18 protein-coding genes and 1 pseudogene are annotated in these 24673 nt (G+C 56.2%); 12 read left to right on the forward strand and 7 right to left on the reverse strand.

The genetic code is table 11. The features are described from left to right. Window positions 1–158: 158 nt before the first annotated feature. Window positions 159–2390 carry a bifunctional diguanylate cyclase/phosphodiesterase gene (locus IPM59_13870; protein MBK9216654.1) on the forward strand — a complete coding sequence of 744 codons (2232 nt, stop codon included), beginning with the start codon at window positions 159–161 and terminating at the stop codon, window positions 2388–2390. A gap of 2 nt (window positions 2391–2392) precedes the next feature. On the opposite strand, the gene IPM59_13875 is transcribed toward IPM59_13870, so the two are convergent. Then, complete coding sequence (locus tag IPM59_13875; protein ID MBK9216655.1) at window positions 2393–2947, reverse strand: hypothetical protein; 555 nt, start codon at window positions 2945–2947, stop codon at window positions 2393–2395. Window positions 2948–3000: 53 nt separating this feature from the next. Between IPM59_13875 and IPM59_13880 the strand changes: the two genes are divergently transcribed. Next, complete coding sequence (locus IPM59_13880; protein MBK9216656.1) at window positions 3001–3531, forward strand: DUF4878 domain-containing protein; 531 nt, start codon at window positions 3001–3003, stop codon at window positions 3529–3531. Here IPM59_13880 and IPM59_13885 read toward each other — a convergent pair whose 3' ends face one another. Continuing rightward, on the reverse strand, window positions 3532–4752 hold the full coding sequence (locus IPM59_13885) for an acyl-CoA dehydrogenase family protein (protein ID MBK9216657.1): 1221 nt from the start codon (window positions 4750–4752) through the stop codon (window positions 3532–3534). A gap of 98 nt (window positions 4753–4850) precedes the next feature. On the opposite strand from IPM59_13885, the gene IPM59_13890 reads away from it, so the two are divergent. From IPM59_13890 to moaC, 4 genes are read left to right on the forward strand one after another with little or no spacing between them, the layout of a single operon-like run. Continuing rightward, window positions 4851–5072, forward strand: a complete 222-nt coding sequence (locus tag IPM59_13890) for a hypothetical protein (protein MBK9216658.1) — start codon at window positions 4851–4853, stop codon at window positions 5070–5072. Beyond that, complete coding sequence (locus IPM59_13895) at window positions 5069–5473, forward strand: type II toxin-antitoxin system VapC family toxin (protein MBK9216659.1); 405 nt, start codon at window positions 5069–5071, stop codon at window positions 5471–5473. The genes IPM59_13890 and IPM59_13895 overlap by 4 nt, the downstream gene beginning before the upstream one ends. Beyond that, window positions 5470–6657 carry a molybdopterin molybdotransferase MoeA gene (locus IPM59_13900; protein ID MBK9216660.1) on the forward strand — a complete coding sequence of 396 codons (1188 nt, stop codon included), beginning with the start codon at window positions 5470–5472 and terminating at the stop codon, window positions 6655–6657. Before IPM59_13895 ends, IPM59_13900 begins: the two co-directional genes overlap by 4 nt. Window positions 6658–6695: 38 nt before the next feature. After that, entirely contained in the window at window positions 6696–7148 is a 453-nt protein-coding gene (gene moaC / locus IPM59_13905; protein ID MBK9216661.1) for a cyclic pyranopterin monophosphate synthase MoaC, read from the forward strand. A 192-nt stretch (window positions 7149–7340) separates the two neighbouring features. Here moaC and IPM59_13910 read toward each other — a convergent pair whose 3' ends face one another. Together IPM59_13910 and IPM59_13915 are read right to left on the reverse strand one after the other, a co-directional pair. Continuing rightward, complete coding sequence (locus IPM59_13910) at window positions 7341–10316, reverse strand: VCBS repeat-containing protein (protein ID MBK9216662.1); 2976 nt, start codon at window positions 10314–10316, stop codon at window positions 7341–7343. Between the two features lie 164 nt (window positions 10317–10480). Continuing rightward, the gene (locus IPM59_13915; protein ID MBK9216663.1) at window positions 10481–12130 is read right to left on the reverse strand and encodes a S41 family peptidase; all 1650 of its coding nucleotides are present in this window, start codon (window positions 12128–12130) and stop codon (window positions 10481–10483) included. An 82-nt stretch (window positions 12131–12212) separates the two neighbouring features. Between IPM59_13915 and IPM59_13920 the strand changes: the two genes are divergently transcribed. Both IPM59_13920 and IPM59_13925 read left to right on the forward strand, forming a co-directional pair. Beyond that, window positions 12213–12962: a glycosyltransferase family 2 protein gene (locus IPM59_13920; protein MBK9216664.1), complete on the forward strand. Its 750-nt coding sequence runs from the start codon at window positions 12213–12215 to the stop codon at window positions 12960–12962. Between the two features lie 70 nt (window positions 12963–13032). After that, complete coding sequence (locus IPM59_13925; GenBank protein ID MBK9216665.1) at window positions 13033–13776, forward strand: pyridoxine 5'-phosphate synthase; 744 nt, start codon at window positions 13033–13035, stop codon at window positions 13774–13776. 36 nt (window positions 13777–13812) lie between these two features. On the opposite strand, the gene IPM59_13930 is transcribed toward IPM59_13925, so the two are convergent. Next, on the reverse strand, window positions 13813–14538 hold the full coding sequence (locus IPM59_13930; protein ID MBK9216666.1) for a hypothetical protein: 726 nt from the start codon (window positions 14536–14538) through the stop codon (window positions 13813–13815). Further along, window positions 14525–16234, reverse strand: a complete 1710-nt coding sequence (locus IPM59_13935; protein ID MBK9216667.1) for a lysine--tRNA ligase — start codon at window positions 16232–16234, stop codon at window positions 14525–14527. Before IPM59_13935 ends, IPM59_13930 begins: the two co-directional genes overlap by 14 nt. A 336-nt stretch (window positions 16235–16570) precedes the next feature. Between IPM59_13935 and IPM59_13940 the strand changes: the two are divergent. Further along, window positions 16571–17721 (forward strand): annotated as a pseudogene (locus tag IPM59_13940) (ISNCY family transposase). A gap of 791 nt (window positions 17722–18512) precedes the next feature. Continuing rightward, window positions 18513–21518, forward strand: coding sequence for a transcription-repair coupling factor (gene mfd / locus IPM59_13945; GenBank protein MBK9216668.1), 3006 nt, complete (start codon window positions 18513–18515; stop codon window positions 21516–21518). 3 nt (window positions 21519–21521) lie between these two features. Here mfd and IPM59_13950 read toward each other — a convergent pair whose 3' ends face one another. Beyond that, window positions 21522–22124, reverse strand: a complete 603-nt coding sequence (locus IPM59_13950) for a hypothetical protein (GenBank protein MBK9216669.1) — start codon at window positions 22122–22124, stop codon at window positions 21522–21524. A 200-nt stretch (window positions 22125–22324) separates the two neighbouring features. Between IPM59_13950 and IPM59_13955 the strand changes: the two genes are divergently transcribed. Together IPM59_13955 and IPM59_13960 are read left to right on the forward strand one after the other, a co-directional pair. Further along, window positions 22325–23377, forward strand: a complete 1053-nt coding sequence (locus IPM59_13955; protein MBK9216670.1) for a peptidyl-prolyl cis-trans isomerase — start codon at window positions 22325–22327, stop codon at window positions 23375–23377. A 111-nt stretch (window positions 23378–23488) separates the two neighbouring features. Further along, the gene (locus tag IPM59_13960) at window positions 23489–24634 is read left to right on the forward strand and encodes a hypothetical protein (protein ID MBK9216671.1); all 1146 of its coding nucleotides are present in this window, start codon (window positions 23489–23491) and stop codon (window positions 24632–24634) included. Window positions 24635–24673 lie beyond the last annotated feature (39 nt).

The raw sequence follows: 24673 nt of genomic DNA on the forward strand, positions 1-24673 counted from the left end.
GCCTCTTAGCTTTTTACATTGTTAAAATATTTTTATTGCACATGGCCGAATGATTGTCCTACAATAGACGTTGTCGGGTTTCGACCCCGACAACTGCCCATCCTATTTGGCGCGGGCCGCGCCCGTCTCCTGCAACCAGCCTTCCGATCGCTCGTCCAATGTTGACGCCCTCCAAGGAAAGATCCGTCAGCCTGTTTATCGCCGCTCTTTCTCCATTTGCGGTCGGCGGCCTCGTTTGGGCGTTTTTCGGGCTGGATCCGCAAAAGATCGACGCGGGCGTAATCACGTTGACCGTTCTGACCGTGTTTTGCAGCTGCTACCTGAAAGTCCAGCTGCCACGCGTAAACATGCACCTCACGATCTCCGACGGGCTCATAATGCTCGCTTTGATCGTTTACGGCGGCCAGGTGGCGTTGCTCATTGCGGCCATTGAAACGGCGGTCGCTGCCCTCAAGATCAGACGTCAAGGGACACCATTCAGTGCAAAGGCTATACTCGCGAATGTCCAGATTGCTGTGATATCGGTTTTCTTTGCCGCCATCGTAACGCGAGGGATATTCCCGATCGAGATGATCATGCAGCGCAAGGACACCACGAGCTTTGTCGTCATGCTGACGGTGTTGTCAATGTCGTTGTTCGTTGTAAATTCCGGCCTTGTAGCGGTCTATACTTCAATACGAAAGGACATTTCATTCTGGAAGGTCTGGACAGGCAATTGCTTCTCGGCCGTTCTCATCTATCTGACCGGCGCCGTCGTCGCCGGGATCGTTGTCGAAGCTCTCGAGTCGGTCAATATCTTCATGATCGCCGCGGTCGTGGCCTTTTTCGGGGTGATCTACCTTACATTTCGACGGTTTGTTGAGGACCTAAAGCGGAGCATTGAGACGGCAAAACATGCAGAGCGCGAACGTGCCGAGCAGGCCGAGGAGCACGTTCAGGAACTCAAGCACTACGTGGAGGAGCTGGAGCGCAGCAGCGAGGCACTGCAGGAAAGCCACGAGAACTTCAGGCATGCTGCCTACCACGACGCCCTCACCGGATTGCCGAACCGCAACTACTTCCTCGACACGCTAAAGGGACTGCTGCAGGGGACCCGCGATGATACAGAGAGCAATTTTGCTGTCCTTCTTATGGACCTCAAGAGCTTCAAAACGATCAATGACAGCCTCGGCCATTCGATGGGCGATCGTCTGATCAGGAATGTTGCAAAGCGGCTATCGAGCACGATCCGCGAGGACGACATGGCCGCTCGATTCAGCGGCGATAAATTCGGCGTCGTTCTCAGCGACCTGCTAAGCCGCGACGAAGCGACAGCCTTTGCCGACCGCCTCGCGCGCCGCCTGTCAGAGCCATATACGCTTGACGGCCGGCAGGTCTTTACGAGCGCTAAGATCGGTATTGCCTACGGCAACTCGAAATACCCCGAGGCCGAGGACATTCTCCGCGATGCCGATATCGCGATGTATTATGCAAAAGAGAATCAGGAAAACTACGTCATCTTTGACCAGAAGATGCACGTCCGCGCGGTCACACGGCTTCAACTCGAAACCGATCTGAGATTCGCGATCGAACGAAGCGAGTTTGAGTTGTACTACCAGCCGATCATCAGTCTTGATTCTGCAACGCTCGACGGTTTTGAGGCATTGGTCCGATGGAACCATCCGCAGCGTGGGCTGGTGCCGCCGAACGAATTCATACCGATCGCTGAGAGTACCGGCCTCATCATTCCGATGACGGTCCAGATACTTCATTCGGCATGTTCTCAGATCGTCGCATGGCAGCAGACGTTTGACAGTGCAAAGCCATTGAGCATCGCAGTCAACCTGTCCGGCAAGCACTTTGGCCATCCGGCGCTTGTAGAGCAGATAACGACCGTGATCTCGGAAACCGGCATTGACCCCGCGAACCTCAAGCTCGAGCTGACGGAGAGCGCGGTCATGGAAAATGCTGAGACCGCGATCCTCATGCTCAAACAGATCAAGGAAACGGGCGTCCGGATCTCGATCGATGATTTCGGAACGGGTTACTCGAGTTTGAGCTACCTGCACCGCTTCCCGATCGACCTGCTCAAGGTCGACCGCTCATTCGTCTCGGCGATGGAGGAGAATACCGAAAACGGCGAGATCGTCCGCACCGTCATCGCTCTCGCTAAAGCATTGAATCTAAAGGTGGTTGCCGAGGGAATCGAGTCTATACACCAATTTCACCAACTTCGCGTTCTAGGGTGTGAATACGGTCAGGGATATCTCTTCTCAAAGCCATTGCCGGTCGCCGACATTGCTCGGCTGCTCAACGACAGCACCCGTTGGCAGAATATCCTTCCATCATCTCAGGCTCAGGCAATACCGCCGCCGCAGCTCGAAATTCCGCCGCTCAGGCTTGCCCAATAAGATCATTCGTCTGGTTCGGGCGATCCCTGCAAGGCCGTAAGCAGCGTGACCTTTTTTTGGATATCTGCAAACTCCAGAGTGACGAGGTTTGCTCCGTCAAAGTAACGATCATTCGTTATCTCATAGATGGCGAAGGGCGGCGGAACGAAGCGTTCCATTTCATCGCGGCCCTGAAACTCGACCTTTGCCGTATTCAATCCCCACAACGGCCCGAGATATACGTCGAACGAAAATGACACCCGATCGAACTCGTGAAAGTAGCGGTTCTTCCGGATCTCCTTGCGCGCAAGCGATTCGAGCAGCCCGAACTCGGCGTCATCCAGATGCATCTCGGCCAGCTTGGTCTCGGCCAGATCGTCGTCGTGAGTCGCAAAGCGCTGCTGCAGCAATCGCGTCCAGGCATTCGAGTACGGATCGCGCATCTGCCGCAATCGCAATCGGGTGCCGGGAATGTAACCATCGAATATCTGCACGTGGCTGCTTGCCGGTGTGAGCGGCTCAGGCAGCCCTTCGATCAGGAACGATCGGTGCAATTCGGTCTCGGCAGTTTTGTTCATCTTTGGCAAGTTTACTATACTCGGGACTTTAGTTCTGTTAGGAGTTTTGCACTATGAGATCCTTGTTGATACTGATGGCTATTGCCTTGACCTCGCTTGGCCTGATTGGCTGTGGCGGAACGACGCCGAACGCGAACGCGACCAATACGGCTGCAAGCAACGCGAATAATCCGCTTGAGACCACCAAAAAACAGCCGGAAGAGACGAAGAACAATGCCCCTACGATGACACCGGTCATCAAGGCCTATTGCGAAGCCTGGGCGAAGAGCGATGATGCGGCGCTCAGAAAGGTGTATTCGGCGGCTAGCCTTAAGGCATTTGAGGCCGACATGAAAGCAGAAAAGGCCAAGAGCCTTGTTGATTTCCTGAAATCTGACAAGATCACGGGAAAAACATGCGAGGCATCGAATGAGCAGATTACCGGTGATCGAGCCGTAGTGACATTCAAGGCCGACAAGTATCCGACCGGCATCAAGCTCGTTTTTGTCAAGGAAAATGGCGAGTGGAAGCTCACCAACGAGATGCCTGATTTTGATGCCGTTAAGAAGGCACAGCCCGCACCGAATACGAATACAGCGAAATAACTAGCCCGCGATGCCTTTCGCGTCGGGACGATATGGCGGCAGCGTAACGCGTGCCGCCTTTTCCTTTTTCAGCCCCAGTGCCCAATCAGCCTGCATCAGCGTGTGAATGTCACGCGTCCCCTCGTAAATGACGGCGGCCTTGCAATTTCTGAGATAACGCTCAACGGGATAGTCGTTCGTATAGCCGTTGGCTCCGTGCACCTCGATCGCCATCGACGCGGCCGTTTCAGATCGCGTCGTCGCCTGCCATTTCGCCAGCGAGGCGGCCTTCGCCGACGGCAGGCCTTCGTTCTTTAGCCAACCGCACTTGAGCCAGAGCATGTGGGCCATCTGGTAGTCGGCCTCCATCTCGGCGATCTTCTGTTTGACGAGCTGGAAGTTAGCGATCGGCTGCCCCTGCACTTCGCGTGTATTCGCATACGCGACCGACGCATCGCGGCTCGCTCGTATCACCCCCGTCGCTCCGCTCGCGACCGTGTATCGCCCATTCTCGAGCGAGAACATCGCGATCTTGAATCCTTCACCTTCCTGTCCGAGCATGTTCGAATGCGGCACGCGAACGTCCTGAAGCGAAAAATAGCCCGTATTCCCTGCCTTAATGCCCAACTTGCCATGCAGCGTCCCGCTCGAAAAGCCCGGCATCGTGCGTTCAACAATAAAGCACGAGATACCGCTATGGTCGCGCACTTTTTGTTTCTCCTGATCGGTCCAGCAAAAGAACAGGAAATGGTCCGCCACGTCGGCCAGCGAGATCCACATCTTCTCGCCGTTCAGTATCCAATCATCTCCGTCACGCCGTGCGTAGGAACGCATGCCGACGACATCGCTGCCCGCATTCGGTTCGGTAAGGCCAAACGTGGCGATCTTCTCACCTTTTGCCTGCGGCACCAGGTATTTCTGTTTCTGTTCCTCGGTGCCCCACGAATACACGCTCAGGCTATTGAGCCCAACATGCACCGACATTGCAACGCGCAAAAATGTGTCGCAGGCTTCCAGTTCCTCGCACACCAAACCAAGCGAGATATAATCAAATCCCGCACCGCCATACGACTCCGGAATGCATACGCCGAGCAATCCTAGCTCGGCCATCTTGGTGAAAACACTCGGCTCAAAGAACGCCTTCTCGTCCCATTCCTTGATATGCGGTGCTACCTCGCCAGCGCAAAATTCGCGGACGGTTTTCTGCAGGGCAATTTGTTCTTCGGTTAATTGAAATTCGATCACGTTTAAATTATCCCTCGCTAAGCTACTAAAAAACAATTATCTTACCATTCACAAAAGGTTTAGACTAACAGGCGCGATTCAGGTAATATCGTCCTGTGATAAGTGTCGAAGAACTCAAGCGAGAAATTGACCTAGTGCCAGCCGATAAACTGGATGGGCTCTATAGGTATGTTCGCGGTCTTGCAAGAGTAAAGCCAGCAAAACAGAGCCGCCAAAAAACGATTGAAAGGTTGAATTCGATCCGAATCGACGCTCCTGCTGATCTTGCGACCAATTTGGACGAGTATCTTTATTTCGGTAAAGAAATGGAAAAATGATCTTCCTGGACACCTCGTTTGTGGTCGCTTGGGTTAACCCCAACGATTTCTTGCATGGACGAGCGATGACGGTGCTCGACCGATTTCACGACGAGCCTTGGCTAACAACGGACAGCGTCCTGCTTGAGATCGGCAACTCGCTTTCACGTCACTTTCGACATGAGGCCGCAGAGGTTATCGAAACGATCCTTGGCGATGAAGATGCGACAATAGTCACCATGGACGCCGACCTATTCTTCCGAGCGTTCAACCTGTATCGATCCCGAACTGATAAGACGTGGGGCCTGATCGACTGTGTTTCGTTTATCGTTATGCAGGACCATCAGTGTCTCGACGCTCTGACGAACGATGTCCACTTTATACAGGCAGGGTTTCGGGCTCACCTGCGTCATGCCGAATGATCCCTATCTCAAAAGCCCTCAAACTTATTGCGGTACAGACTGCGCCGCTCGGCACCGAAAAAGTTCTGCTCGCCGACGCGGTCGGCCGTGTGCTGGCCGCCCCGGTTGTTGCTGACAGTGATCTGCCGCCGTTTGACAGGTCAATGATGGACGGCTTTGCAGTTATCGCCGCCGACATCGCGAAAACGCCCGTCTCTCTCGAGATCGTGGGCGAGTCGTCCGCAGGCCACGGCTGGAATGGCCGCCTGAAACGAGGCCAAGCCGTCAGGATCATGACAGGGGCACGCGTGCCTGCCGGTGCCGATTCGGTCCAGCGAGTCGAGGTCACACAGGAATCGAACGGCTCCGTTACGGTCTTTGAGCCGGTCAGGATGGGCATGTCCGTAGTGCGTCGCGCCGCTGAGATCAAACACGGTAAAGTCGTTTTCAAACGCGGCGAGATCATTAGTGACAACATGATCTCCGCCCTCGGCTCGTTTGGTTATGCCAAGGTCGATGTCGGCCGTCGCCCTCGGGTGGCGATACTCGGCACGGGCAGCGAGATCGTCGATATCGCCAAACGCCCCGGCCGCGACCAGATCCGCAACTCAAATTCCGTGATGCTCGACGTCCTCGCCCGCCATTACGGTGCCGAAACGTCGATCCTGCCAATGGCCAAAGACAGCCTCGCAGAACTCAAGTCTCAAATCGCAAATTGCAGATCGCAGGTGCTCATTATCACCGGCGGCGTGTCGGTCGGAAAGTACGACCTGACCAAACAAGCACTCATCGAACTCGGAGCGGAGATCTACTTTGAAAAGGTCCGGCTCAAACCGGGCAAACCGGCCGTCTTTGCCCGGCTCGGAAAAATGCTTGTCTTCGGACTGCCCGGCAATCCGGTTTCGGCTGCGGTGACATTTTATCTCTTTGTCCGCAAAGCACTTATGCTGATGCAGGGAGCGGCAACGACCGGCCTTCGCGCCGGCCATGCGATCGTCGGGGCAAACGTAAAGGCCGCCAAAGACCGCGACACTTACACCGCTGCACGACTAGATACGGACGCAACCGGCCACCTCATCGCCACGCCGCTCAAGACCCAAGGCTCGTCCGACCTCGCCTCATTCGCCCGCGCCGAAGCCCTAATCTTTATCGCGGCCGGAAAAACCTATAAGATTGGAGAAGTTGTTGATATCTCATTCTTGTAGCTCTGTGCACTCTGTGCCTCCGTGGTGAATCCCTTCTTATGAGCGAGCTTTCACATTTTGACGACGCAGGAAAGATCAGGATGGTCGATGTGTCTGAAAAGGCCGTCACCGCACGCCGCGCCGTCGCCTCGGGCCGCGTCCTTTTGAACTCCGAAACTCTAAGAACCCTACAAACTCAACAAACCCCAAAAGGGAACCCTTTGGAAATAGCCCGCATCGCGGGCATCATGGCGGCAAAAAAGACATCCGAGTTGATCCCGCTCTGCCACCAGCTAAACCTGTCAAAGGTGAACGTGGCCGCCGAGATCACCGACTATGGCGTCGCTCTGACCGCCGAAGCCGTCACTAATGCCCAAACGGGCGTCGAAATGGAAGCCCTCACCGCCGTCTCCGTCGCCGCCCTGACCATCTACGACATGCTCAAAGCCGTCCAAAAAGACATCCAAATAACCGACATCCGCCTCGACTCCAAAACCGGCGGAAAGAGTTAGGCTCACCGCGGCGAAACGCGGGCACCCTGCCCGCGCGTGGCGTTCCCAAAATAGAACGCGGATAAACGGATCAAGCGGAAAAAACCGGATATGAAGACCCATTATCTTATCCGTCCTTATCCGCCCGATCCGCGTTATCCGCGGCCAAAATGACGTTCGCTACTGGCGGGCAAAGTGCCCGCGTTCCGGCAATCAATTGCCGTAGGCAGACGGTGTCGGCTTGTCGCCATTCTGGCCCCATGGGAAGACGATGAATTGACTGTTGTCGCTGCGCTTGATGTACCAGGTCCCATCCGAAGGCCGCCATACACCGATGTCTGCCTTGCCGTCGCCGTCGTAGTCCCCTGCGATGGGAATGTCCGCCGGTGCGCCGAAGACCTCATACGAATACGTCGCCGTCGCCGAATTCCTCACCACCCAAAGGCCCGTCGAAGGTCGATAGATCGCGATGTCGGTCTTGCCGTCGCCGTCGTAGTCAGCCGGTGCGATCCGATCACCGGTCTGGCCAAACCTCTCGCCGAATACGTCGCCGTTAGAGCTACGGATGTTGTACCAGTCGCCTATCGACGGCCTGAAGATGCCGAGGTCGTTCTTACCATCACCGTCAAAGTCACCGACCGTCGGCACATCGCCATTCGCACCAAACTGCATCCCAAACGTAGAGCCGTTGGACGAGTTCGTCCGATACCACGTCCCCTGACTTGGCCTGAACACCGTCAGGTCAGCCTTCCCGTCCCCGTCATAGTCACCCGGAGCAGGAAGATCCTCAGCCACCCCAAACACCGGATACGACACCGTCCCATTCGAGCTGTTCAGGATATACCACAATCCCGTCGAAGGCCGATATATCGCAATATCCGTCTTACCGTCACCATCGTAATCCGCCGGCGTCAGCTTATCGCCATTCGCCCCGAACTGCAGCCCCTGAAACCCGGCCGTGCTCCTTTGCAGATACCACGCACCATCGGCCGGCCTAAATACGGAGAAATCGGTCTTACCATCGCCGTCGTAGTCGAACGGTGCCGCACTGGGCTCTTGATCCTGGAGGCGGGCAATTCCCAGTCTCGGTTGTCCATCCATAGATGTAAAGACTCCACCGACAAGGACCTTCCCATCGGCCTGGCCTGTGATAACGGAGACTGTGCTGTTCGCAGGGGCGTCAACGCTGGTCAGGCCTCCGGTTGAATTCAGTTCTGCCCAGTAACTCTTCGCAGTTCCGTTGTAAGAGGAGAAGGAACCACCGGCGAGCGTCTTAAGCCCGCCTTGACCGTCGGGCCTTTGATAGAGGCCGCTTACCGTAGCGTTGAAGCCCGTTCCAACGGCAAAGGCAGAGTCATAACCACCATCGCTATTCAGCCTCGCGATCCTTGCTGACGGGAAACCGTTTACACTTGTAAAGTCGCCGCCGATCATAAGCTTTCCATCAGGCTGGATCGCTAATTTTCTGACGGTCGTGACGGTGTTTGCGTTAAAGGCCAGATCAACGGTTCCGTCAGTATTCAGTCTGGCGACCTTGCTGCGGCCGCTGCCCGCGTAGTTTGAAAAAGCTCCGCCAATATAGATCTGATTATTCGCCGCAAGACCAATGTCAAATACATAAGACGAATTAGGCTGTGCAAAGCCGTTGTCCTGCGACCCATCTGAGTTTAGCCGGGTAATGCCAACGCTCCCTGTCTGGGTAAATATCAAACCTCCCACGATGATCTTTCCATCCGGCTGAATCACGCAGCTGTAGCCCAGCACGGAGATATTACCCGGCACAAACGAACTATCGAGCGCGCCATTCGCATCAAGCCGCGCAATGCCAAGACGCTCGGCACCGGCGACCGCCCAAAACATACCGACAATTACGATCTTTCCGTCGTTCTGTATCGCGATAGCATTGATATCAAAATCCACATCAGCAGAAAACGAGGCGTCGAGGGTGCCGTCCGCATTGAACCTGGCAATGTTTCGCCTGGGCGTGCCGTTTGCAGTCTCAAAATTACCCGCCGCCAGAATCTTGCCGTCCGTTTGCTGTTTGATAGCCCTTACCGCTCCGTACCCTTCGACCGTGCCGGTAAAACCCGTATCGATCGATCCATTTGTATTGAGGCGTGCGATCCGTTTGCTGGGCGTCGCCAAGGAGCCAAGCTTGTAGAGATCTCCGCCTGCAAAGATCTTTCCGTCGGGGCCAAGCGAAATAGAGAATATCTCCATCCCACCGTCGATAACAGGCACAGGGGTGAAGCCGGGATCGAGGCTGCCATTAGGCGTAAGTTTTACGACACCCCACGGATGGCCACCACCGGGCAGCGGCCCATACCCTCCGCCACCAGCGATGATGGATCCGCCGGGCAATACGATCATGCTGTGGACCGTCGGTTCGGAGTTTGGATCGTAGGGCGATGTAAATGTGCCATCCACGGCTCCCGTTGACGTAAACCGCGTGATGCCCTTCTGAGTGTCCGTGCCGCCAACGAGGATCTTCCCGTCAGGCTGAATGGCAACCGATGGCTGCATCGCCGATGAATTGGTTCCGGCATCGAGACTCGCGTCAAACGAGCCGTCGCTGTTGAGCCTTGCCAAATTTCGGCGAGTATTGCCCGCCACAGAGGTGAATCCACCAACCATCACTATCTTTCCGTCGGATTGGACGGCCGCCTCTTGGATCGACGAATTTATCGTCGGCGGCGTGAAGGAGCTATCGAGCGACCCATCTGAATTCAGTCTCGCGATCCGGCTAACCGGCGTCCCGTTGAATTGCGTAAATCCCCCGGAGACGATGATCTTGCCATCGGACATAAGCAGGACATCGTTCACGCTACTCGCCCCCGTTCCGGGATTGAATGTCGCATCGAGCGAGCCATCAGCATTTAGCCGCGCAACGCCGGGTGCAGCCCCACCAACGAGTATCCGGCCGTCTGTCATAACGACAATATCGAGGACAAAACCGATGCCGCCGATCGAAACGGGATTGAAGGTATTGTCGAGTGTGCCGTCGGCATTGAAACGGGCTATCAAGGCACGTGCAACGCCATTAGCGATGGGAAACGAACCGCCAACCAACGTCTTGCCGTCCGGCTGCACCGCGACAGCCTCGACCCGCGTATAGCCATCGGTCAGGCTCGGCGCGAACCCGGGATCAACGGCCAGATCCAGCGCCGGAGCTGAGAACACAAACAGCACAACGCATAAAAAACTACAAAGGGCCCCTGTCAAACCGGGTACCGAGTATAAACATTCTCGCGAACGAGTACTTGATCTCATGTTAGTCTCCTTTCTGCACACCGGCAGGGTCATCTGCGGTTCTGAGCCGTGATTATGGAAGTTTTGAAAAAAGTTGGTAAATGCTACCTCGAACCGTTTTGGATGTCAAACGGCCGGCCGCGGGCGATCATTGTGCCGGCTTGGGGCATTGATTCGATGGCTTTGAGGATCTGAGGGTCGTTCTCGAGGAGCACCTGGACGCCGGCCTCGCTTGAGTAGTTTGCGGTGGCAATTTCCTGGCGCAGTCGTGTCTTAGCGTAGTCAGCCATGCTGTCGATGTTGGCAATGGTCAGGCCGTTAGCTGGATCAGACACGGCGTGGGAACGAAATGCCTCATACAAACGATCTGAGACGCTAAACTCATTTGGCTGCAGCGTTTGACGATAGTTCTGCTTTTCGACCCTAAAGCTGTCAAAGCCATTGATCCGGCCGGCCACAAGCTGGCGAACGAAGAAGAACACAGCCTCACTGATCCGGGCACGCGCAGGTGACGGGGCCAGCGGAGCAACCGCGATATCCGGCTCGATACCACGGCCGCCGTAGAGCGTGCGGCCACTTGGTGTTGTCACCGGAACGCCGGGCGGCTTTGGCGGTGCGTCGAGCCCGTCATTCTCGGGCCGGTCGTCGCCGTGCGTGTAGTAATCGTAGATCGAGCCGCTCGAATATTCCCGCTGGAGCGAACGGCCAAATGGCGTGTAATAGCGTGCCGTGGTCAGGGTCAAACCTGTCCCGTATGGCAGTCTGAAGACACGTTGGACAAGGCCCTTGCCAAAGCTGTCGCTGCCGACCACCAGCCCACGGTCATAGTCCTGAATAGCACCCGCGACTATCTCGGAGGCTGACGCCGAACCGCCATTGATCATCACGATAAGCGGCTCGGTATCGACATTGCTGCCCGTCGCACGAAGCTCTCGCTGCGGTGCATCTTTTGATCCCTTGACCGACACGACCGTCTCGCCGCCGGGGATGAACTTGCTGACCACAGCAACAGCCTGCTCCAGAATGCCGCCCGGATTTCCGCGCAGATCAAGGATCAGGCTCTTCATTCCCTCTTTCTTCAGATCGGCCATTGCGGTCGTGAGTTCCTCGGAGGTTGTCGTCTGAAAGCCGCCGGTCAGGCCAATATAGCCGATGCCGTCGCGGAGCATAAAGTAATTCCGTATCGACGGCAGCGGAACGCCGCCGCGGGTGATCTCATAATCGACCGGCGTCGCCGAACCGGCACGGTCGATCTGTATGCGGACAGGTGTGCCCTTTGGCCCGCGCACATTTCGCGAGACATCGGCGCTTGTCCATTCGCGTGCGTCCTTGCCCTCGACGGTGAGGAATCGGTCGCCGTAACGAAGCCCGGCCTTGTCGGCGGGCGTATTCGGCACTACGGACTGAACATACACGCCGTCGCGGTGCTGCAATATCGAGACGCCGATACCGTAGAACTGTGAGGATTGCTCCTCGTCGAGCTTTCGAAATTCCTCGCTCGTGAAGTAAGACGAGTGCGGGTCGAGCGTCCACAACATCGCCTGCATTGAGGAATCGGTCAGCTTATCGTGGTCGGCCGATGTGACGTAGCTCTCATCGATCAGGCGAAGAGCATCCTTGTAGTCCGCAACTATGCGTTCAGCCGTTGTCCCGGCCTCAGCCGACGTCCGCTCAGGCATCCGGCCAAATGCGCCGCCCAGCACGGCCCCAATGCCGATGACGAGGACCGCTATCAATAAGAACTTGTTCTTCATTCTCTCGCTCACGATTATCTTACGTCAGATTCGATGCAAAATTTACTTTTCGAGGGCAAAAACTTACCATTAGCTATTTGCGATGAACCTCGACGTATCCATAGTCATTCCGGCGTATAACGAGAGCGAACGCATCTCGCAGCCGCTCGGCATCATACTCAGCCACGTCTCAAATAATGGCCTCAGAGCCGAGGTCATCGTCGTTGATGACGGCTCGTCTGACGATACATCAGCGGTTGCTGAGCGGGCGTTCGCCGCAGTTCCGGGCGTGCCGTCACAAGTCATCAGGTACGAAGCGAACCGCGGAAAAGGTTTCGCCGTTAAGACGGGGCTGCTGGCTGCATCCGCCGATACCGCAGTCATTACCGACGCTGACCTCTCAACGCCGATCGAGGAGATGTCAAAGCTCGTCGAACCGATTCGCTCCGGCGAGATCGATGTCGCCTTCGGCTCGCGTGCGCTCGACCGCTCGCTGATCGGCACGCACCAGCCGTGGCAGCGAGAACAGGGCGGCAAGGTGATGAACTTTATCATTCGCAAGATGTCCGGCCTCAATTTCGCCGACACGCAATGCGGCTTTAAGGCCTTTAATATGTTGAAGTTCCGGCCGCTGCTCGACGTGATGACCATCGACCGGTTCGGTTTCGACGTCGAATTTCTCTTCGTCGCCCAGTACCACGGGCTGCGTCTCGCCGAGATACCTGTCCGCTGGAACGACGTTCTCGGCTCAAAGGTCAGTGTCCTGCGCGATACGCGTCGAATGATCAGCGAACTCAACCAGATCCGCCGCAACGCCCGCACGGGTGTCTATGACAATATTCAAACAGGATAGACAGGATAAGCAGGATAAGATTTTTCTGTATCTATCCTGTTTGTCCTGTCCATCCTGTTAAAATCTGCATATGCCAGCAAAGCTCAACGTCAATATCGACCACGTCGCCACCATCCGCGAGGCCCGCAAGACGATCGAGCCGAGCATCGTCACGGCGGCAGTGATCTGCGAACAATCCGGGGCCGACGGCATTACCGTTCATCTTCGCGGTGACCGGCGGCACATTCAGGATCGCGATATCGAGTTGCTACGCGACGTCGTCACGACGTATCTCAATGTCGAGATGGCCGCGACCGACGAGATGGTCAACATTGCGGTTGCCACCATGCCCGACGCCGTCTCGCTCGTGCCCGAAAAACCCAACGAGGTCACTACTGAGGGCGGTCTTGACGTTGTCGGCAACTTTGACGCGGTTAAAAGCTCAATTGACAAGCTGCGAGCTTCCGACATTTTTGTCAGCATCTTTATCGATCCCGATTCGGCCCAGATCGACGCTGCAAAACGTGCCGGTGCCCAGCAGGTCGAGCTTTGCACCGCCGAATACGCCGAGATGACGCTCTCGTCTCGCGCCGCCCACGGCGAAGGTGCCCGGAAAGCCGCGGGCGAAGTCTCTCGCCTCGCCGCTGCAGCCTCGCACGCTGTCTCTCTCGGCCTGATCGTTGCCGCGGGCCACGGACTGACCTATCGCAACGTCGGCGCCCTCGCCGCGATCCCCGAGATCACCGAATTCAACATCGGCCACAACATCATCTCGCGTGCCGTTTTCGTCGGCCTGAGCGACGCCGTCAAGGAGATGATCGAGGCGATCGCGTAGATCAGCCGCAGAGGACAGAGTTCCCTGAGATAAATCTCAAGCGCAGCTCTGTTCGATTCGGTACAACACCTCTTCGAAGCGCGTTATGATGTACTTTTCCCTTTCCGCACGATCGAGTATTTCCTGATCGGTGATTTGCGGAGGTTCTTCGCTTCGGTTGGTGACGAAACCTTTCCAATAATACGGATCACTGTATTCAAACAACGCAAAGATAATGGAATATGGGAATTCCGTTGATCTCGGGCGCTCAGAGCAACGATTTCTAAATTCTCCTGTAAGATTTCCAGCGTCTTCAAAAACGTAAATAATATTCTCACGCGGGACTTCAAACGTAGCTGCCAAAGCCTCGACTCTCTGGCTAAACGCACTAAAAGGATCTTCCGAACGAAAATCCGGGCGATTCCAGCCGATGTTCGTCTTGATCTCTACCAAGAATACCGGGACGTCGTTCTTATAAATTGCAATGTCCGGCTGCATCCCATCCCGTCTCGGTTCAAGTTGAACTTCAAAGCCTTCGGGAAGACATTTCATTAGATAAAATGCGATAAGATCCTGAAAGATGTCAGCGAAGGCGGATTTACGATTTCTCTTGAATTGTACCCGGTGACGCCATGCGGCGAATTTCATTTTGCAGATATGGAGATAAAGCGCCTTGCTTACTTGGTCTCCTGATCTGTCATACTCGATCTTGCCCGGGGCCGAGAAGCTATCGAGGAATCTTGAGTAATAATCAGACCCTGAAAATGCTTCAATCGGATTCATCGTTACTATCTTTCCTTTCCGGCCGCATGTGCGGGAACAAGATCACGTCGCGAATCGAGTGTTTGTTGGTAAGCAGCATCACGAGGCGGTCGATGCCGATGCCGATGCCGGCGGCGGGCGGCATGCCGTATGAGAGGGCTCGGACGTAGTCCTCGTCAAGCACCATCGCCTCGTCATCGCCGCGTTCACGCTCTGCCATCTGGTCGATGAAACGGTCATACTGCTCACGTGGGTCGTTAAGCTCGCTAAACCCGTTCGCGACCTCCATTCCGTTGATGAACAGCTCGAAACGTTCGGCTACGGCCGGATTGGTCGGGTCGGCTTTTGAAAGCGGCGAGATGGACTTTGGATAGTCGATGATGAAGGTTGGTTGGATCAGCGTGTGTTCGACGTGCTCCTCAAAATACTCTAAGAGTCCGCTCGCCGTCAGGGCACCCTCGCTGATGCTCGGGTTTCCGCCTGCCTGTTCGACGACATCGCTCATCGTCACGCGTTGAAAACTGCCAAAATCGATCTTGTTCCCCTCATACTCGACAACCAATCCGCCCGTGGCCTTGCGGATCGCCTCCTGCATCAATCCCTCGCAAAATTCCATCATCCCGTTGACGTCCATGTAGGCGCAATAGAATTCGAGCATCGTAAACTCGGGATTGTGCTTATAGGAAATGCCTTCGTTGCGGAAGTTGCGGTTTAGCTCATAGACCTTTTCAAAACCGCCGACGACGAGGCGTTTGAGATAAAGCTCGGGAGCGATGCGGGCGTATAGGTCGATATCGAGGGCGTTGTGATGCGTTTTGAACGGCTTCGCGGCGGCGCCGGTCGCTTTGGCGGTAAGCATCGGCGTCTCGACCTCGACATAGCCGTGGTCTTCGAGAAAACGCCGAAGCGACGAGATGGCCTTTGCCCGGAGTTCAAAAACCTCGCGGGTAGACAGGGCAGAACCGCCCGCGTGAGCGGGTGGCATTGCCTCGCCCGAAGGTCCGCTTTGTCCTGCCGCGTCACCATCAGGCACGCGAGTGCCCCCCGCTGACGCAGGGGGTTCTGCCCTGAGACTCGAGCCGATCAAATCAACGTAACGCTGCCGCTGCTTGATCTCAGCGTCCTCGATGCCGTGCATCTTGTCGGGCATCGGGAGCATTGCCTTGGCGAGGAATTGGAGTTTCTCGACGTGGACCGAAACCTCGCCGGTATTGGTGACAAACAGATAGCCCTCAACGCCGACAAAATCGCCGTGATCGATCAATTGCCACGCCGCCCAGCCATTTTCTTCATCGACCGTATCGTTGCCGTCGTTCTTAACGAGGGCAAATTGTCCTTTCTTACTGTAGACCTGGAGCTTACTGATGCCGTCAGTGAGATGGACAAAGTTACCTCGCGGCGGCGTCGTCAGCCGTCCGGCGATACGAACGCGGCCGAGGTTGAGCAGCCGTTCATTGAAGGAATCTTTGATATCCGCCGGCGGCCGCTCGCCCTCGGCAAGGTTCTCTTTGACGATGCCCATCTCGTGCTCGACATCGACAACGGGCTGATGGCGTTTGATCGCCGTGATCGTGTCGTCGCCGCCGGTCAGACGGCTGCGGTCGAATTTGTTCGGATAGGCGTTGCCGATCAGCTCGCGCAGAGCCGCCAGGTGCTCGGCGCGTGCCGCCGTCTGGTCATTTTGCTCGACGATCTCGTCAAATTCCGGAATGCTCATTTACTCACGATTATAGGTTCTGGCTCCGTTAAACTCTAGTTTTGTCCCATTTTGGGACACTTTGGGACAGTCGTGGGGCAGCGTAACTCATTGTATACAAGACACTTCCGTCGATTTCTCCTGCTGTCCCACTGTCCCACGCACATTTTTGATCGAACGGACGAAATAACGTCGAAATTCACGCCTTGCGGCACGATTGTTGCAAGGATAGCACGCATTCGCACTCGACACAAGGGCTTTTTTGTGCACATGTAAGTAGCACATCATATGTCCGGTGGTTGTAGCAGGTGATATGTCCGCTTTCGGCGGCAGAGGGTAAGTAGCTTGAATGGAGCTATGAGAAGATACCCGGATGTCGCGATGGAGAAGGCGATGACAAGACAGGAGATCATATTGCGAGCGTTTGCAAAGAAGATCAGTTGGATAGAGGCGGCAGAGATATTAGATATCAGTTGCCGGCATTTACGGAGGATACGGGAGAAGTATGAAGAGGTGGGGTATAGTGCGCTGTTTGACAAGCGAGTAGGCAAAGCGAGTCCGAAGCGGATACCAGTTGAAGTGGTAGAGCAGGTGATGGGGCTTTATCGGGACAAGTATTTTGATCTGAATGTAAAGCACTATCACGAGAAGCTCGTCGAGGAGCACAAGATCGAGGTGAGCTACACATGGGTCAAGGGGCTGAGGGAGCGGGTCTGGTGGCGAAAGACGCTGTGCGAAAGAAGCACCGGAGAAAGCGGGACAGAAAGCCTCTAAAGGGGATCTTCGCGCATATCGACGGGTCACATCACCAGTGGTTTGGCGATGAGAGCTGGCACGATCTGATCGTGATACTCGATGACGCCACGGGCGAGATCTATTATGCCGCTCTGGTCGATGCGGAATCGACTTCGACGATCATGAGGGCGATCAGGCAAGTTGTTGAAAAAGAAGGCGTTTTCTGCAGTCTCTACTCTGATCGTGGAAGTCATTTCTGGCTGACGCCAAAGGCGGGAGAACCGGTGGATAAACAAACACTCACGCAGGTCGGACGTGCACTGCGCGAGCTCGGGATCACAATGATCCCGGCTTACTCGCCGCAGGCACGAGGGCGCAGCGAACGCAGCTTCAAGACGTGGCAGGGGCGTCTTCCGCAGGAACTGAGGCTTCGAGGGATATCAACGCCTGAGGAGGCAAACAGATTCTTGAAAAGAAGCTATATTCGCGAGTTCAACCGAAAGTTCACCGTCGTGGCCGCCGAGCCTGGTGCTTCGGCTTTTGTGCCATGTTTGAGGGACGATCTCGACCGTGTTTTCTCGATCCAGACCGAGAGGACCGTTAATCGAGACAACACCGTCAAATATCGTAACTTGGTGCTCCAGATCGACCGCCAAATATGGCGCTCCTCCCTCGACGGCTGCCGCGTCACCGTATATCAGCACTTGGACGGCTTTATCTCGATCGGCTACGGGCCCAGGCAGATCGGCCGATATTCAGCCGATGGAAAACCATCTGCCCGAGGTGAGCGGCTCAGACGGCCCGTTGCAGGAAACGGGCGCGCCCCTTTCCTGCAACAAACACAAACCGGACATTTGATGTGCTAACAAAACCGGACATCTTCATTTGCTATCAACAGGGCTTTTTTGTGCACAATGTGAGAAAATAGCCGTAACCGCATGAGAACGCCCCGGGCAGGCGTGTTCTCTGCGGCTAAGTGTGTTTTGTGGCAAGCGGACTCGAACAGTTGAAACGCAGCATCGATAGCGGGCAACGCATCATCAGCATCAGCGGCCTCACGTCGATCTCGGCAAAGGCGTATGTCCTCTCGCGCCTGGCGGCCGAAACCGGGAAACAGTTTGCCGTTGTCACGGACACAAATAGCGACGCCGATGCGTGGAACGACGACCTTCAGTTCTTTCGATCTCAAATTTCAGATTTCAGATCTCAAATTTCAAATCTAAGATCCGAAATTCTCGTCCTTCCGTCGTTCGAGACAGATCCATATTCAGGCGCGTCGCCGCATGCTGAGACGCAGGAACGGCGAGCATTGTCGCTGTGGCAGATGGCACACGGCGGCGCGGCGATGGTCGTTCTTTCGGCCCGCTCGCTTGTGCAAAAGACGGTCGGGCCGTCGGCAATAGCGAAACTCGGGGCAGAACTTATTCGGGACGAGGCCTTCCCGCCAGAGCAGCTTATTGATCGGCTCGCGGCCGGCGGCTATGTTCGCGAAGACCCGATCTTTGGGCCGGGGCAATTCTCGCTTCGCGGCGGCATTATCGATGTGTGGTCGCCGGACGCAGAGATGCCTGTGCGCGTTGAGTTCTTTGGCGACACAGTCGATTCGATCAGGACGTTTGATGCCGATACGCAGCTTTCGGTCGAGCAGCTAAAGAACATCTCCATCGCGCCGATGCGCGAATTTGCCGTCACGCCGCAGGATATGAAGGACTGGGCGTTCTTTGCCGAGGAACAATTCGGCGATGAGCGGTTTCGCCGCAATCTGAAGGACCGCACCGACCACGCCGCCGAGGGCGAGACGTTCTCGGGCTGGGAGTTTCATTTGCCGCTCGTTAAACCGCTCGAAGCAAGCGTTTTCGACTATCTCGGTGACCACATATTTGTCATCGACGAACCGACCGTGGTCGAGCAGACATTAACGAGCCTATACGAGCATCTGCAGGCGAATTACGAGGGCACGATCGAGGCGGGGGACGTTGCGCTTGAGCCGAGTGAGTTGTTTCTGTCGGGCGAGCACCTACGGGCCGGTCTCGACGCGCCTGCTCGTGTCGAGCTACGTGCACTCGGGCGAACCGCGGCCGAAACCGACGAAGAGATGGCTATAAGGGCAGAACCGCCCGCGTTAGCGGGTGGCCGGGACGCTGAACTTAACCCGATGTCGGATGGACTTCACAAGTTTGAGCGAGATGGCAACCGACTGCCGCCGGCTTACGCAGGGGGTTCTGCCCTGTTTCTCTTCCCAACCGCTGAGGAAGCCGAGGAGGTCACGATCCAATCGCGTTCGACGCGGCGGTTTCACGGCGACATAGCTGCATTCCTCGCCGAATTTGACCGCAAGGGGCAGATCGTCGTTGGCACGTCGGGCATGGCGGAACGGGTCGCTGAGATACTTCGCGACTATGACATATATCTCCCGCTCGACGCGATCAAGCTGGGCGGCCTGTCGTGTGGTTTTGAACTTCCAAGCGAAAACCTGATCATCTACGCCGAGAGCGATATATTTGGCGAGTCAACCGAGGAAGGCCAAAGGCCTAAGACCAAAGGCCAACGGCCCAAATCCCGCCTCGGCGCGTTCATCTCCGATTTCCGCGACCTCAAGCCGGGCGACTACGTCGTCCATGTCGATCACGGCATCGGGCGATTTGATGGATTGCAGACGATCACTACACAAGGCTCCGCACGCGAGTTCATGCTGCTCGTGTATGCAGACGAGGCGAAGTTGTTCGTGCCCGTTGAGCGAATGGACCTCGTCTCGCGCTACTCGTCGGGCGAGGCGACACAGCCCGCGCTTGACCGGCTCGGCGGCATCGGCTGGCAAAAGACGAAGGCTAAAGCAAAACGCGCGATGCGCGACATGGCGGACGAGCTATTGAAGCTCTACGCCGAACGCAAACTCGTGCGCGGCCACGCCTTTCCGCCCGACGCTCCCTGGCAGCACGAATTCGAAGACGCCTTTCCCTATGACCTGACGGCCGATCAGGCCGGAGCGATCGAGGACGTCAAGACCGATATGGAAACGGCCGTCCCGATGGACCGCCTGATAATCGGCGATGTCGGCTACGGAAAGACCGAGGTCGCGATGCGTGCGGCCTTTAAGGCGGTGATGGACGGCAAGCAGGCCGCCGTGCTGACGCCGACGACCGTGCTCGCGTATCAGCATTACGAAACTTTTAAGAAACGCTTTTCGGCATTTCCGGTTACGGTCGATCTGTTGTCGAGATTTAGAAGCCCAAAGGAGCAAAAAACGGTTGCGGAATCGGCAGGAAAGGGTGAGATCGACGTGCTGATCGGCACACATCGACTGCTCTCGACCGACGTCAAGCTGCCAAAGCTTGGCCTCGTTGTCGTTGACGAAGAGCAGCGCTTCGGCGTCGCCCACAAGGAAAAGCTAAAGCAGTGGAAGAAAAAGGTCGATGTGCTCACGCTGTCTGCGACGCCGATACCGCGCACGCTCAATATGTCGCTGCTCGGCATGCGCGATATGTCCGTGATCGAAACGCCGCCGCGCGACCGGCTGGCGATAAATACGCAGGTCGTTCAGTTTGCCGAGGGCGTCATTCGCTCGGCGATCGAACTCGAAATGTCGCGCAACGGCCAGGTATTTTTTATCCACAATCGCGTCGAATCGATCGAATCGATCGCCGCCCTGATCCAAAAGATCGTCCCCGCGGCCCGCATCGCCATCGGCCACGGCCAGATGAACGAAAAAGAAATGGAGCAGGCGATGCTCGATTTTATCGACTACAAATACGACGTTCTCGTCGCCACGACGATCATCGAGAACGGCATCGACATCCCGCGTGCCAATACGATCATCATCAATCGCGCCGACAATTACGGCCTCTCACAGCTCTATCAGCTGCGCGGCAGAGTCGGGAGATCGAATCGGCGTGCCTATGCGTATCTGTTGATACCAAGCGAGTTAGAGCTGACGCCGATAGCAAGGCGGCGATTATCGGCGATTCGCGAATTCTCGGACCTGGGCGCCGGTTTTCGCCTCGCTGCACTTGATCTCGAACTGCGCGGTGCCGGAAACATCCTCGGCGGACAACAATCGGGCCATCTCGACGCGCTTGGATTCGACCTCTATACAAAGATGCTCGAGCGCACAATTGCCGAGCTTCGTGGCGACGAGATCGCCGACGAAGTAAGCGTCTCGATCAACCTCGGCGTCGATGTCGCAATCCCAAAAGACTACATCGCCGAGGCCGGCCAACGGCTGCGCACCTACAAACGCATCTCGTCTGCCGGAGCAGACGAACTCATCGCGATCCACGCCGAGATCGAGGATCGTTACGGACGGATTCCTCGTTCGGTCGAGAATCTGTTTGAATATGCTCGCCTGAGAAAGCTGGCCGAGTCGATGGCGATCGTTTCGATCGATAAGAGCGGCTCGCAGGTCGCGGTCAAGCTCGGCGAATCGGCCCGCGTGTCGCCGGAAAAGCTGATGTCTTATCTTGCCGAAGATCAGGGATCGAACTTCTCGCCGAGCGGCATCCTGCGCGTGGATATCATCACGGCCGATCCGATCAGGACGGCAGCCGATGCCCTCGATGCGATCCGTGCCTGATGGCTATTCAGTACAATCGGTGCTGCGGCGTTGAGGACAGTTGAAGAGCTCCGGGACGTGCTCGCGCGTTTGCCGGCGGATATTGTCCCAGACCTGAGAATGAGCGTACTTATCGGCGGTCCAGCCGAGCTGCTTGCGATTAAGCCAGACGTAGCGGTATGCGGCATGCTCGTCCTCACCGCGCAGGTGCCTTGACTCGTGAAGGAGTATCGCGGCGCGTTCGACATCGTCGATCGGATAGGCAAAGAAATCTGAGTAAAGAGTGATGATCGCGAACGGGAAATTCGTTGCGGCAAAGGCATTCTCCTTCGCAACGGTCGCATTCAGCCAGTTGTCATCGGCTCGGAAGACCGTGACGTTCTCGAGTAATACGATGTCGGCCGCGAAGCCTTTATCTCGAAGCACCGCAATGGCGCGACGGACCGTGTGCTTCTGGTCGATAGTGAGCGGGCCCGCCGACGCGATCAGCGATACATAAAATGCAAGGACCATCGCTACGCAAACAGCGACACAGATCACCGCTCGGACGATCACGCGCCGCATACCTTTTGCTCGCCGCGAGGCGTTCGTTGGCGGCCTAATGCTGACAGTCCGGCCATCGATCATGGAATGTTCGTAATTTTGTTGTACATGCAGGGGCGGCATACGGCGCCTTACATATTAGAAATTGTGAATTCGCCCGATATTCCCGCTATTTTGCGCCGCGATGCGATAAACTCTCTCGCGGCGCCAGGCATCCAATTACACGGTTTGCAAACACTTTCGCCTGATAATAAGATTTCCTTTTGTTACGGGCCAGATCGAATATGAGATTAATTGCCAAGATACTCGTTCTTACCGCTGTTTTTGTCGTGTCGGGAACCGGCGCCATTGCCCAGGAGGTCCAAACTCGAGTGGTTGACGAGGTCGTTGCGCAGGTAAACGACGACGTCATCACGCTCTCGCGCGTTAAACGTGAGATGAAGGACGCGGTCGATTCTCTCGTCGAGCAAGGCAAGACGCGCGAGGATGCGCAGAAGCTGGTCGATGAGAAACAAGGCGAGCTTATCGCCAGCCTCATCAATGAGGAGCTGTTGATACAGAAATCAAAAGAGATCGGCCTCGACAGCGAGATCGAGGCATCGCTCAATCAGCGTGTGGCCGACCTGATGAAGCAATACGGCTTCAAGACCGTCGAGGCGCTCTATGCCGAGATGGAAAAGCAGGGGGCTCATCCACAGGAACTGCGTGAAAATTGGCGAAAGGCCGCCGTGCGCGAACGCGTCGTCCAGCGCGAAGTGCAATCAAAGATCTACTGGGGCCTCAACGGCAAGGACCTCAAGGACTATTACGAGAAGAACAAGGCAAAATTCACCAAGCCCGAGACGGTGTCGTTCTCAGAGTTATTCCTCGGATTTGCGGGCCGCGATATAGCGGCAGTTCGCGAAAAGGCCCGTCAGCTTCACATCGCGCTAAAGGCAGGGGCGGATTTTGCCAAGGTTGTGAAAGAAAACTCCGATCCGGGCCTCATCACGCAGGGGACGGGCAAGGCCGAGGACCTCAACGTGGCCGACCTCAACTCGAAGATCGGCGAACCGCTCAAGGGCGTAAAAGCCGGCGACGTGACCGCACCCTTCGAACTGGACCAGATGGGTATGGTGATCCTGCACGTTGATGGGCGCAAGGCCGCCAGCAGTGAATCGGTCTTTGACGAAGGAGCCGTTCGCCTCGCTATCACGCAGGAGCGGGCTCCGCTCGAACAGAAAAAATTCATGTCAAAGCTCCGCGAGGACGCCCTCATCAGGATCAGCGATTCCTACCGCCCCGTCGTCTCGCCGATCCTTTTTGCCGACGAGCGAAAAGAAAAGACCGCAAACTGACCTCACGCCAAAATGACCGCAGGTTCGGCCTCGACGCTCTGATGCGCCGATGAGCGCCGATCTGTGCTAGAATTCCACAAAAATCAAACAGCATTTAGGGGGACATCTATAATGATCAGGATCTGGAAACTGGCTGTTGCTGTAATTCTCGCGGCCGCAGGCGTGGCGGCACAATCAGTTGGTGACGAGGTGCGATATCAGTGCTTTTGCTTTGGCCAGGAATGGGTCAAGGCGACCATAGAACGCGTGGACGGCAGCAAGGTGCGAGTCCGCTTTGGCAATATGGACGATCAGGTCGTGACGCTGCCGATCAATTCGCCAAAGCTGCGCCTCGGCGCGGCCGCGCGCAATCCGCTCGAGCCGGTCGCTCCGGATCAGGTGCAGCGGGCCTTTATGGACGAGGCAAGGCCGCGATTCATAAAGGCGGTTGAGATATTCGCCCCGGGCTATGACCCACAATTCCAAGGCGGCGGCGCCGTTCCTGACTCAGCGATATGGACAAAGTCGATGGCAGATCTCGCGGAGCTTGACGGACTGTGCCGCGGGCGTTATCGCGGGCTGAGCGACTATCGCAGCCCGGGCTATATTCGCGAGGGTTCGGTCGATTATCGCTTTGGCGTGTGGTGCGAGATCGCGGCGAATCGCGTCGCTGTAGAAAGAACGGCGCGGGTCAACGTGGTTAAAACGTTGGTCAATCTCGGCTACACGGACGAGAATCTGAACTTTGGATTCAATGAGCCGGACAATCCGGTCCGTTGGGAAACTCAGCAGTTGATATGGGAGCGCGACAAGTGGCGCAAGGAAAAGATCGCCTGGCTGCGGCCAAAATACGCCGTTTACAAGGTCGAAGTGCCCGCCGATGCAACGTCTGCGGCCGAATCGAGGGCCGACGCGCTCAAAACGATCGTGATGCGCGACGCTCCGAATCGGTCATACAAACAGCCGCCCTATCACGACGCGGCCGTCGAATCAGTGGTAAAAGCTCAGTTCGCGAAAGAGTATCCGGGAGCTCAGGTGCTGCATATCGGCCTTGAGTATAAGACGTGGATGCAGCGCAAGAGCCTCGATTACGTCGCCAGCGACGATCTGTTTCGCTATTACAAGGTGAGCTACAACTCGTATAAACGCGGCACGGCGTTGCTCAAGATACCGGGCCGGCCATTCTGCCAGATGCAGGATTTCGTCGTCGGCCGCGGTGCAAAAGGCATCGTCCCCGCCGGCGTCGGCGGCAGCGGCACATTTATGCGCTGTGAGTGAAGAATCGGACTGGGATTCGCGGCTTTCCCTAATAATGCG

The organism is Chloracidobacterium sp., assembly GCA_016715795.1.
Lineage (GTDB): Bacteria > Acidobacteriota > Blastocatellia > Pyrinomonadales > Pyrinomonadaceae > OLB17.